General features: G+C 67.1%; 12 protein-coding genes. 8 read left to right on the plus strand and 4 right to left on the minus strand.

The features are described 5' to 3' along the window. The 3 genes from NL2_RS18345 to NL2_RS18355 all read left to right on the plus strand — a co-directional run bounded on the left by NL2_RS18345 (window position 1) and on the right by NL2_RS18355 (window position 2,141). Window positions 1-687: a glutathione S-transferase family protein gene (locus NL2_RS18345; RefSeq protein WP_068077462.1), complete on the plus strand. Its 687-nt coding sequence runs from the start codon at window positions 1-3 to the stop codon at window positions 685-687. A gap of 186 nt (window positions 688-873) precedes the next feature. Then, on the plus strand, window positions 874-1,422 hold the full coding sequence (locus tag NL2_RS18350; RefSeq protein ID WP_068077464.1) for a glutathione peroxidase: 549 nt from the start codon (window positions 874-876) through the stop codon (window positions 1,420-1,422). An 89-nt stretch (window positions 1,423-1,511) separates the two neighbouring features. Next, window positions 1,512-2,141, plus strand: coding sequence for a ferritin-like domain-containing protein (locus NL2_RS18355; protein WP_245647756.1), 630 nt, complete (start codon window positions 1,512-1,514; stop codon window positions 2,139-2,141). 27 nt (window positions 2,142-2,168) lie between these two features. On the opposite strand, the gene NL2_RS18360 is transcribed toward NL2_RS18355, so the two are convergent. From NL2_RS18360 to NL2_RS18370, 3 genes are read right to left on the minus strand one after another with little or no spacing between them, the layout of a single operon-like run. Next, a complete protein-coding gene (locus NL2_RS18360) occupies window positions 2,169-3,761 on the minus strand; it encodes a DHA2 family efflux MFS transporter permease subunit (protein ID WP_068077466.1) in 1,593 nt (530 codons plus the stop codon). Next, window positions 3,745-4,863 (minus strand): HlyD family secretion protein, encoded by a 1,119-nt coding sequence (locus NL2_RS18365; protein WP_068077468.1) that lies wholly within the window; start codon window positions 4,861-4,863, stop codon window positions 3,745-3,747. The genes NL2_RS18360 and NL2_RS18365 overlap by 17 nt, the downstream gene beginning before the upstream one ends. Then, window positions 4,856-5,305: a MarR family winged helix-turn-helix transcriptional regulator gene (locus NL2_RS18370; protein WP_068077470.1), complete on the minus strand. Its 450-nt coding sequence runs from the start codon at window positions 5,303-5,305 to the stop codon at window positions 4,856-4,858. The genes NL2_RS18365 and NL2_RS18370 overlap by 8 nt, the downstream gene beginning before the upstream one ends. Window positions 5,306-5,443: 138 nt before the next feature. Here NL2_RS18370 and NL2_RS18375 point away from each other — a divergent pair, with 138 nt between their 5' ends. Genes NL2_RS18375 through NL2_RS18385 form a run of 3 tightly spaced genes read left to right on the plus strand, consistent with a single transcriptional unit; the run spans window position 5,444 to window position 7,422 of the window. Continuing rightward, on the plus strand, window positions 5,444-6,112 hold the full coding sequence (locus NL2_RS18375) for a lysophospholipid acyltransferase family protein (protein ID WP_084356205.1): 669 nt from the start codon (window positions 5,444-5,446) through the stop codon (window positions 6,110-6,112). Beyond that, window positions 6,105-6,896 (plus strand): DUF1295 domain-containing protein, encoded by a 792-nt coding sequence (locus NL2_RS18380; protein WP_068077472.1) that lies wholly within the window; start codon window positions 6,105-6,107, stop codon window positions 6,894-6,896. The genes NL2_RS18375 and NL2_RS18380 overlap by 8 nt, the downstream gene beginning before the upstream one ends. Before the next feature lie 31 nt (window positions 6,897-6,927). Next, window positions 6,928-7,422 carry a DUF2306 domain-containing protein gene (locus NL2_RS18385; protein ID WP_068077474.1) on the plus strand — a complete coding sequence of 165 codons (495 nt, stop codon included), beginning with the start codon at window positions 6,928-6,930 and terminating at the stop codon, window positions 7,420-7,422. 21 nt (window positions 7,423-7,443) lie between these two features. Here the strand turns inward: NL2_RS18385 and NL2_RS18390 are convergent, their stop codons facing one another. Then, on the minus strand, window positions 7,444-9,231 hold the full coding sequence (locus NL2_RS18390; RefSeq protein WP_068077476.1) for a bifunctional metallophosphatase/5'-nucleotidase: 1,788 nt from the start codon (window positions 9,229-9,231) through the stop codon (window positions 7,444-7,446). Window positions 9,232-9,409: 178 nt separating this feature from the next. On the opposite strand from NL2_RS18390, the gene NL2_RS18395 reads away from it, so the two are divergent. Together NL2_RS18395 and NL2_RS18400 are read left to right on the plus strand one after the other, a co-directional pair. Next, entirely contained in the window at window positions 9,410-10,045 is a 636-nt protein-coding gene (locus NL2_RS18395; protein ID WP_068077478.1) for a TetR/AcrR family transcriptional regulator, read from the plus strand. Between the two features lie 59 nt (window positions 10,046-10,104). After that, window positions 10,105-10,533 carry an acyl-CoA thioesterase gene (locus NL2_RS18400; protein WP_281191069.1) on the plus strand — a complete coding sequence of 143 codons (429 nt, stop codon included), beginning with the start codon at window positions 10,105-10,107 and terminating at the stop codon, window positions 10,531-10,533. Window positions 10,534-10,562 lie beyond the last annotated feature (29 nt).

The raw sequence follows: 10,562 nt of genomic DNA on the forward strand, positions 1-10,562 counted from the left end.
ATGGCCTTCACCCTCATCACCGCCAACCGCAACTATTCGAGCTGGTCGCTGCGCCCGTGGGTGCTGATGAAGGCGCTGGGCATCGCGTTCGAGGATCGGCTGGAGCCGTTCACCAAGCCGATGAACTACGACGATTTCCGGGCGTTTTCGCCCACAGGGCAAGTGCCGGTGCTGCTCGACGGCGCGCGCACGGTGTGGGATTCGCTGGGCATTGCGCTGTACCTGGCCGATCGCTTTCCGGCGGTGTGGCCGAGCGACGAGGCCGCCCGCGCCTTTGCGATGAGCGCGGGGGCCGAAATGCACGGCGGCTTTTCTGCTTTGCGCAACGATTGCACGATGAACGTGGGCGTACGGGTGAAACCCCGGCCGATGTCGACGGCGCTGCTGCGCGACGTGACGCGCGTGCGCGAACTGTTCGAACAGGGGCTGGCATCGTTCGGCGGGCCCTGGCTGGCGGGCCCGGCGTTCACGGCGGTCGATGCGTTCTTCGCGCCGGTGGCGTTCCGCGTGCGCACCTACGGACTCGACGTCGGCGCCGGGCAGGCATGGGTCGACCGCGTGCTGGCGCATCCGGCGATGCTGCAGTGGGAGCATGAGGCGCTCGCCGAGACATGGCGCGAAGCCAGCCACGAGCAGGAACTCGCCGACGCCGGCGAACTGACCGCGGACTATCGCAGGCCGGTGTGAGCCTGTCGGGGCACACGCCTGACCGGTGCTTCCCCGCGAAGGCGGGGATCTCAGGGTGTGTGTCGCGACCGTTCCCATATCGCATGAGACCCCCGCCTTCGCGGGGGATCACAAATGGTTTCGATTGTCCGCAATCCACGATAAGCTGCCTGACTGACCCTCCATTATCGCCACAGGATTACCCCCATGTCCCAGCCGCTTGCCGATATCGCCCTGACCCGCAACGATGGTTCTGCCGACAGCCTGGCCGCGCATCGCGGCAACGTGCTGCTGGTGGTCAACACCGCATCGCAGTGCGGCCTGACCCCGCAATATGCCGGGCTCGAGGCGTTGCAAAAGACCTATGGCGATCAAGGGTTTGAGGTGCTTGGCTTCCCCGCCAACGATTTCGGCGCGCAAGAGCCGGGAACCGATGCCGAGATTGCGACGTTTTGCGACACAGGCTTCAACGTCAGCTTTCCGCTGTTCGCCAAGGCCAGCGTCGTGGGCGCGGCCAAGCAGCCGCTGTATGCCGCGCTGACCGAAGCGATGCCGGACAAGCGCGGGGACGCGGAAACGTTCCGCGAGCGCCTGAAGGGCTACGGGATGACCCCGAACGAAGATCCGGAGGTCTTGTGGAATTTCGAGAAGTTTTTGCTGGCACGCGACGGATCGGTGGTAGCGCGCTTCTCCCCCACGACCACGCCGGACGACGCGGACCTGGTGAGCTCGATCGAGCAGGCGCTGGCGCAATAGGCGCCGCGCCACAAAGCGCCGCCGGGAAACCGGCGGCCGTCGAGCCGCAGCTTCTGTCGACGGCGGCGTTCCGCGCGCGGTTCCTCGACGTGCTTGCTTCGATCTACATCTACAACGAATATCGCGGCTACACCTCGCTCGATCGCGTGCTCGAAGCGGTGCGCGCGCGCTGCCCGGACGAGGCCGAGTTCATCGCCGCGGTCGAAAAGCACCGCGCCGACGAGCGCAAGCATTACCTGATGTTCAAACGCTGGTTCGAACGGCAGGGTCGCATGCCGCTGAAGGTCGATCGCACGTGCGGACACATCGACCGGTTCATCGAAGGCGTGTTCGGCTGCACCATCGAGGAGCTCGATACCGCCGCGATCATCGCCGACGGCGACCAGTTCGAACAGCTGTGCCGGGTGATCATGCTGACCGAGCAAAGGGGCATGCGGCAGGTCGACGTGCTGCTGGAAAACCGCCACGTGAAGTCCGATCCGGTGATGTCCAAAATCTTCCGCATCGTGGAAAAGGACGAGCCCGACCACTGGCTGCCCTATTTCCACTGGCTGACCCGGCAGGGCCGGGTCACCGCGAAATGGCGCGAGCGGTGGACCGACTACTGGATCCACAAATCGCTGATGCTGGCCAAACTGCCCGCGATCTTCGTCAACCGCGCGAACCCGCGGCTGGACGTGTGGCCCGACCAGGACGCGACGGTCTACGCGGCGGGGTAGAAGCGGGCCGGTGCCGCGATCAACCGATCAGTGCCCCGCAGCCGCCACCGCGTCGGGATCGGCCTTGGCGCCCTTTTTGGTGCCCTTGACGATCAGCAGCACCGGAATCGCGGCGAAGCAGGCGATGCTCATCACCAGGAAATCGTCGAGGTAGGCGATCATCGCCGCCTGCTTGTTCACCATCAGGTCGACCATGGTCATCGCGGAATCGCCGATCCCGCCATAGGCGGTGATCCGGTCGAGATCGAACGGCACGCTCATCCGCGTGATCTGCGCGCCGAGTTCGGCGTGGTTGAGCTGGAGGTTGCGCGACAGCAGCACCGTGCCGGCAGCGATGCCGGTGGACGACCCGACGTTGCGGAACAGCATGTTGAGCCCCGCCGCATCGGTGCGGAATTTGGCGTCGATGGTGGCGAACGAGATCAGGTTGAGCGGGATGAAGGTAAAGCTGAGCCCCACGCCCTGCAGCACACCGGCAAAGATGATCGGCCCGGTCGGCATGTCGGGCGTCCACCCGGTCATCATCCACAGCGATATGCCCGCGATGCCGAGGCCGAAAGCGAGCAGCAGGCGCGGATCGGCCTTGTCGAGATGGCGCCCGGTCAGCATGATCGCGCCGACCATGCCCACGCCGCGCGGGGTCAGCAGCCACCCCGCCTCGATCGCCGGATAGCCGAACACCGATTGCAGCAGCACCGGCAGCAGCGCCAGCACCGACATCATCACCATGCCGACGAGCATGTAGAGGCCCAGCGCCGCGACGAGGTTGCGATCCTTGAACAGCGCGGTCGCGAACAGCGGCGCGCGCGCGGTGGCGAGGTGGACCACCGCCATCCACGCCGCGCAAGCGCTGAGGACGGCGTAGATCACGATCTCGGGCGAGCCGAACCAGTCCTTCGACGCCCCGCGATCGAGCATCAACTGCAGGCACGACACCGCCACCGCCACCAGCAGCCACCCAGTCATGTCGAACTTGCGGTGACGTTTGGGCGTATGCGGCATGAGCGCGAGCAGCGCGAAGGTGCAGACGATGCCGATCGGCACGTTGACGAAGAACACCCAGCGCCAGTCGAAATTCTCGGTCAGGTAACCGCCCAGCACCGGCCCGGCGATCGGCCCGACCATCACGCCCTGGGTGAAGATCGACATCACCTTGGGGCGTTCGCGCGGGGTGCTGGTGTCGAGCATGATCGTCTGCGTGATGGGCGAAATGAACGCCCCGGCCAGCCCCTGCAACACGCGGAACAGCACGATCTGGGTCATGTTCTGGGCGAGGCCACACATCACCGAGGCGATGGTGAACATCATCACCGAGCCGACCAAGACCATGCGCATGCCCAGCCGATCGACCAGCCAGCCCGACGCCGGCAGCGCCACCGCCGAGGCCAGCACATAGCTGGTCAGCACCCAGGTGACCGTTTCCTGCGTCGCGCTGAGCGCGGCCTGCATATGCGGCAACGCGACGTTGGCGATGGTCGTGTCGATCATCGTCATGATCATCGCTGCCATCACCGCAGCGAGCAGCAGCGAGCGGTTGGGAACGACCAGCGCCGGGCGTTCGTCGAGCCCGCCCGGACCGGTGTCTAGCCTGCCGGGGTCGGCCTTACTTGCCGCCGACATCGACCCGCACGTTCGCGCTCAGGCCCGCCAGCAACGGGCGATCGGCCTTGTCGTCGATGGCGATCCGCACCGGCACGCGCTGGATGATCTTGACCCAGTTGCCCGTGGCGTTCTGCGCCGGCAGCACCGAGAATTCCGAACCCGTGCCCGCGCCGATGCTTTCGACGTGGCCCTTCAGCTTCATCCCCGGGTACGCATCGATGCTGACCGTGGCCGGCTGGCCCGGACGCATGTGGTTGAGATCGGTTTCCTTGAAATTGGCATCGACGCGCGTCTGGCTGTCGCGCACCACGCTGACCATCGGTACGCCGGGGAACACCATCTGCCCCACCTGCAAGCGACTGGCCTGGCTGATCCGCCCGGCGGTGGGCGCGCGCACCACGGTGCGGCGCAAGTTCAGTTCGGCCACCGCGCGTTGCGCCTGCCCCGCAGCGATCGCCGGGTTGATCCCCGGAACCGCGCTGCCATTGGCCAGTTGGGCCTGCGCCTTGGCCACGCCCGCCTCGATCGAGGCGAGGTGATCGCGCGCGGAGGCGACCGCATGGCTCGACGAATCCATCTGCGCGCGGGTGTTGAAGCCGCGGTCCATCAGCGCCTTTTCGCGCGAATAGTTGGCCTGGGCCAGCGCAAGGTCGTCACGCGCGCCGGCAATGTCGGCCGCATTGGCGCCGACATCGGCCTGCAACGCGGTGACGTTGGCCTGCGCGCTGGCGATCGAGGCATCGGCCTGCGCGATCGCGGTCTGGTACGCGGCGGGGTCGATCGTGAACAGCACGTCGCCGGCCTTGACCATCTGGTTCTCGTGGACCTTGACCGAGACCACCTGGCCGGTGATCTCGCCCGCTACCGAAACGATGTCCTGCTTCACATAAGCATTGTCGGTCGACACCGTGCCCGAATCGCCGAACCAGAACCACAGGCCGCCGGCGATGATCAGCAGCGGCACGATCAGCATCAGCGGCAGCCGCCACCGGCTGCGCCGCGCGGACGGATCGATCACCAGTGCGGCATCGACCCCGGCTGCGGCGCCGCCACGCGCGGCGGCACGCGACACGGTTGGCGCGGGCGCGTCTGCGGCGGGAAAGGGATCGGCTTCAGCCATGGACAAGTTTAGCCTCGAGGGAAGTTTCGTCGCTCAGGTTGCAGCGTACGCGTTGCAAAAGCGAGATGAGTTGTTCGTGCTCGGCCGGGGTAAAGCCTTCGACCGCTTCGTCGATCACCGTCGCGGCGCGACGGCGCAGGCGATCGACCATCGGTTTGGCCGCCTCGGAGAGGTACAGCCGCCACGTACGGCGATCGGCAGGATCGGCGCGCCGTTCGACCAGTCCGGCCCGTTCGAGCCGGTCGATCATACGCCCGGCGGTAATAGCCTCGACTTCCAGCCACGCGGCGAGCGCCCCCTGATTGATCCCGGGCGTCCGCTCGATCGCCATGAGCATACGCCACTGCGGCCCGGTGACACCCAGGTCGCGGCTGGTCACGTCAAACCGCTTGCGGAACAGGCGGCCGATATCGGTCGCGAGAAAGGCGATGTTGCTCTGCACAACGACAAGATAATAGCTATGCTTATTACCGTCAAGACACCTATGGCTTAGTACAGGTTTTCCCTACCCGCGAAGCGCCATCAAAGACTGGCGACAAGGCCGGTCCGAATGGCTAGGACCGCTGCGGGGGACGACATCATGACACAGCCTGCTCAGGGACAAGACCTGCAGACCCAGGACCGGGCGCCCAGCCGCCTGTCGCGCGGCGTGCGGCGGCTGTTGCTGGCGTTCTACCGCGCGCGCGGCTGGACGGCGCAGGGGCAGCCCCCGGCGGATCGGCGCTGCGTCATCATCGCCGCGCCGCACACCTCCAACTGGGATTTCGTCAACTTCCTCGGCCTGACGGATGCGCTGGGGATCAAGGCGCACTTCATGGGCAAGCAAAGCCTGTTCCGCTGGCCGATGGGCCGGTTCATGCGCGACATGGGCGGGGTGCCGGTCGATCGCGCGGGACGGCACAACTATGTAGAGGCGATGATCGCGGAGTTCGGCAAGCGCCGCGAATTCATGCTGACCATCGCGCCCGAGGGGACGCGCGGCGCGGTGCGCACGTGGCGCACGGGGTTCTACCACATCGCGCATGGCGCGGGCGTGCCGCTGGTCTGCGGGATGATGGATTACGCCACGCGCACCGGCGGGCTCGGCCCGGCGATCATGCCCACCGGCGATTACGCGGCCGACATGGCGCGCATCGCCGAATTCTATCGCAGCGTCACCCCGCGCCATCCCGCGCGCGCGATGAGCGATTTCGGCAGCGACGCGGGCAGCGAAACCGGCAGCGGTTCAGGCGTCACCGGCCATGGCTGAGAGCCTGCTGATCAACGCGGCGGTGCTGCTGGTTGCGATGCTGGCGCTGTGGCGCGTGGCCGCGCGGATCGGCGACGTCAGCTTCATCGACGCGGTGTGGGGCGGCGGCATGGCGATGCTGGCCGTGGCCAGCTGGTCGCAGCTGTCCGGACCCGGATCGCGCGCGACGCTGATCGCGGCGATGACGCTGGCGTGGGGCGCGCGGCTGGCGATGCATCTCTATCGCCGCTGGCGCCGGGGCGGCGAGGACCCGCGCTATGCCGTGATCCTGGGCAAGGCACGGGCCGAGGGACGCTATGCCAACGCCGCGCTGAAGCGCGTGTTCGGGCCGCAGGCGTTGCTGCTCTATCTCACGTGCCTGCCTGCGCAGCTCGGCATCCTCGCCAGTGGCTCAGCCTCGACCGGCGCGCTGGCGAGCGGCGGGGCGCTGCTGTGGCTGGTGGGGATCACGTTCGAGGCGGTGGGCGACTGGCAGCTCGATCGCTTCCGCGCCGATCCCGCCAACCGGGGCCGCGTGCTCGACACCGGACTGTGGCGCTACACCCGCCATCCCAACTATTTCGGCGACGCCTGCGCGTGGTGGGGCATCTGGCTGGCTGCTGCCGAGGCCGGCCCATGGATCGCGCTGGCCAGCCTGCCGGGCCCGCTGTTCCTGACCTTCACGCTCACCCGCTGGTCGGGCAAGCCCTTGCTCGAAAAGGGCATGGCCGATCGCCGGCCGGGCTATACCCAGTACGTGAAGCGCACTTCAGGTTTCATTCCGTGGCCGCCGAAGCGCGATTGACCGCACCGGACGGCGCTTGCACAACGGGACCATGACCGCCCCTGCCTATGCCACGCAGCTCAACCGGTCCGAGCGCGTTCTGGGCTGGGCCACGCTTGTCCTGCTCGCCGTGGTCGGGATCGCGGTGCTGCGCGGGCATGCCCACTGGCCGGGCGTGCGATGGACGGTCTGGCTGCACCTGGCGACAATGATGACCGCGCTGGCGCTGACGCCCGCGATCCTGTGGCTGCCGCGCGGCACCCGGCGCCATCGCCGCTTCGGCTACGCCTGGGTCGTCGCCTTGCTGGCGACCGCGCTCGACAGCTTTCTGATCCGCGATGCGAACCACGGGCAGCTCGGCTTCATCCACATCCTGTCGGCGTGGGTGCTGATCCAGGTGCCGCTCATCGTGTGGACCGCGCGCACCCACCGCCACGCCCGCCACCGCCGCGCCGTGCGCGCGATGGTGATCGGCGCGCTGCTCACCGCCGGGGTGTTCACCCTGCCGTTCGGGCGGATGCTGGGGACGTGGCTGTCAGGCGGGTAGGCGGGCGGGCGCCCAACAGCGCTAGCCGCCCACCGGCCCTGCCCGGTCCTCGTCGGGCACCTGGCGCAACGGCACGGCCTTGATCCAGCCTTCCAGCGCATCGATGTCGGTCGCGCCGGTCACCGCGCCGGGCTTGCCGACAAAGCCGGTGAAACCATCGCCGCCCTGCGACAGGAAGCCGTTCATGGTCACGCGGTAGCTCGCCTCGGAGCGGACCGGGCGACCTGCGAACGTCATCGCCACGATCCGCGAACCCACCGGGCGGCTGCGGTCGAAGCGATAGGCAAACCCGGCCGAGGGCGTCAGCACCTGTTCGGGGCCATCGTTGTCGAACCCCTGTTCCAGCGTGGCCTTCAGTTCGGCTCCGGTCATCGTTTCGGTCACCACCTGATTGCCGAACGGCTGGATCGCGTAGATATCGCCGAACGTGACCGTGCCGTCGGCGGTGGGGACCAGGCTGGCGCGGATGCCGAACGGGTTCATGAACGCGATCTGCGCGCCAGCGCCGCGCGTGGCGCCCAGCTGCGAATCGGCGATCAGGTTGCCCAGCGCCCCGCCGCTGTTGGCCGCCGCGCCCTCGCCCTTGCTGGCCGGGCCAGAAACGTGCCCGATCACCCGCTGCGAGAACGACTTGGCCGCATCGGCATAGCGCTGCACGTACTGCGCGATGTCGGCGCGCGGCTGGAACTGCGGATAGAGCGCGGTGTTGGCCACCGGACCGCGCGACGAGGTATAGGGCAGCGACTGCACGATCACGTTGTGCGCCTGCTTTTCGACCACCGCGTGGCGCACCGTATCGATCTCCAGCCTGATGTCGGTGACCAGTTCGCCATAGACGCCCGCGCTGGTCAGCAGGAACGGGCGCGCCGGGTCCATCGTGCGATAGTCGCAGATATACGCCCAGTGCGTGTGCCCCGACACGATGACGTCGACGCGCGGATCGAGCTGGTCGATGATCGGGCGGATATCGCCGAGCATGGCGTTGCAGCCGTTGGGATCGGGCTGGCCCGATGTCTTGCCGCCCTGGTGGATCAGCACGACAATGGCGTCGGCACCCGCCGCTTTCAGCACCGGCACGGCGGCGTTGATGGTCTGCGCCTCGTCGGCGAAGGTCAGCCCCTTGATTCCCTCGGGCGAGACCAGTTCGGTCGTGCCCTTCAGCGTCAGCCCGATCACGCCCACGGTGACCTTCCGCGCCCCGGTGCCGAAACTTTTGAGGCCGGTGGCGGGAAACAGCGTCTTGCCGTCGCGGTCGATCGTGCTGGCCGACAGGAATTTGAACTCCGCCCCGGCGAACGGTTCGAGCTGGCACGGCTGGCGCGCGGTGTGCTTCACGCAGCCGCCGGTCTGCATGCGCAGCAGTTCGTCGCGCCCGCGATCGAATTCGTGGTTGCCCACCGCGTTGAATTCCAGCCCGAAACGGTTGGCCACGCCCACCGCCGGTTCATCGAGATACAGCGACGACGGCAATTGCGAGGCGCTGATGAGGTCGCCCGCCGACACGGTCAGGTGGTTGGGATATTGGCCGCGCACGCCGTCGATCGCCGAGGCGAGCCACGCCGCGCCGCCGGCGGGAACCTGCACCACTCCGCCTTTGCCGTCGGGCGCCTGGACCGACTGGTGCGGCGGTTCGAGGCTGCCGTGGAAATCGTTGATCGCCACGATACCGACTTCGACCGGGGCATTGTCGACAGGAGTGCCGACGTGCGCGACCGGATGCGACGCCATCGGTGCGGCACACGCCGAAGCGAGCAGTGCCAGGAGCGGGGCAAGCCGCGCGACAGGGCAGAAACGAAGCGGCAAGTTCATGAAACTGCGGGCCTTCTTGCAAGCGAGGCGGGATCTGTCACCCGATCTAGCGCAAACCGGTTACGGCATGAAGGCGGGTTTTACGGGAGGACGCGGCGTAATTTGCGTTGCGCTAATTGTAATGTGAACATTCATCCGGTAAAATCACTCAACTCCACGGCAGAGCAGGACGCGACCCATGCCCAGACCGCAGACCGACATCGATGCCGGGCGCGAACGCCTTGCCGAACTCGCCATGGCGCTGGTGACCGAGCGCGGCAGCCAGGCGCTGACGATGAACGAGCTGGCCGCCCGCGCCGGCATGTCGACCGCCAACATCTATCGCTATTTCGACAGCAAGGACGCGCTGCTCGAAGCGCTGGCTGAACTGTGGTTCCGCCCCAAGGTGGCGATCATGGAAGAAGTGCTGGCCAGCGACCTGCCGCCGCGCCGCAAGATGTACGAATTCTTCGCCCGGCGTTTCGCGCGACTGCGCGAATCGTACTACGCCGATCCGATCGCGTTCGAGACCACGGTCGAGATCGGCAACGACCATTTCGAACTGATCCGCAGCTACATCGATCTGGGCGATCACTACCTGGCCGTCCTTATCGGCGAGGCGATGGACGAAGGTCACTTTGCCGGGCTCGAGGTGGACGACACGATCAGCATCATCAACCAGATGGTCAGCTGCTATTGCAACATCGCCGGGATGGGGCCGGTGATGGACCGGCTCTCGGAAGCCAAACTCGCGCGGATCATCGATGCGATCTTCGACGGACTTTCGGCAGCCGATCGCGGCGCCCGCGCGGTGACCGGCCTGCGCGCCGCCTGACCCCGCACCGCGACCGATTGCGCTGGCTGGAATCGGCGCCGCGTGGTATTGACATCGTTGTGAGTAAATCCCCCGCCAGCCCCGCCGTTCCCTACGCCTTCGCCATCGGTGTCGAGCCCGGCGACATCGACTTCATGGGGCACGTCAACAACGCAAGTTATCTCAAATGGGTGCAGGACGCGGTGGTCGACCACTGGCGCAGCCTGGCCCCGGCCGATGCCGTCGCCGCGCACCTCTGGGTCGCGCTGAAGCACGAGATCACCTACCGCCGCCCCACGTTCCTGGGCGACGACGTGATTGCCACGGTCTTGCTAGAAAAGGTGCAGGGCGCGCGCGCGTTCTACGAAACGATCATCCGCCGCGGCGAGGAAGTTCTGGCCGAAGTCCGCTCCAGCTGGTGCTGCATCGACGTGGCGACGATGCGCCCGGCACGGCTGGCGCGCGACATCATCGACAGGTTCTTCCCGGAAGCGCCCGAGGCGGCCTGAGTCTGTTTTCCCGCCTCACGGCGGGCGGC

Source organism: Novosphingobium lentum NBRC 107847, assembly GCF_001590965.1.
Classification (GTDB): Bacteria; Pseudomonadota; Alphaproteobacteria; order Sphingomonadales; family Sphingomonadaceae; genus Novosphingobium; species Novosphingobium lentum.

Bases quoted from the DNA above. Each gene is read 5' to 3' on its own strand.
- NL2_RS18345 (WP_068077462.1), top strand. From the start codon at position 1: ATGGCCTTCACCCTCATCACCGCCAACCGCAACTATTCGAGCTGGTCG.
- NL2_RS18350 (WP_068077464.1), top strand. From the start codon at position 874: ATGTCCCAGCCGCTTGCCGATATCGCCCTGACCCGCAACGATGGTTCT.
- NL2_RS18360 (WP_068077466.1), bottom strand. From the start codon at position 3,761: ATGTCGGCGGCAAGTAAGGCCGACCCCGGCAGGCTAGACACCGGTCCG.
- NL2_RS18365 (WP_068077468.1), bottom strand. From the start codon at position 4,863: ATGGCTGAAGCCGATCCCTTTCCCGCCGCAGACGCGCCCGCGCCAACC.
- NL2_RS18375 (WP_084356205.1), top strand. From the start codon at position 5,444: ATGACACAGCCTGCTCAGGGACAAGACCTGCAGACCCAGGACCGGGCG.
- NL2_RS18380 (WP_068077472.1), top strand. From the start codon at position 6,105: ATGGCTGAGAGCCTGCTGATCAACGCGGCGGTGCTGCTGGTTGCGATG.
- NL2_RS18385 (WP_068077474.1), top strand. From the start codon at position 6,928: ATGACCGCCCCTGCCTATGCCACGCAGCTCAACCGGTCCGAGCGCGTT.
- NL2_RS18390 (WP_068077476.1), bottom strand. From the start codon at position 9,231: ATGAACTTGCCGCTTCGTTTCTGCCCTGTCGCGCGGCTTGCCCCGCTC.
- NL2_RS18395 (WP_068077478.1), top strand. From the start codon at position 9,410: ATGCCCAGACCGCAGACCGACATCGATGCCGGGCGCGAACGCCTTGCC.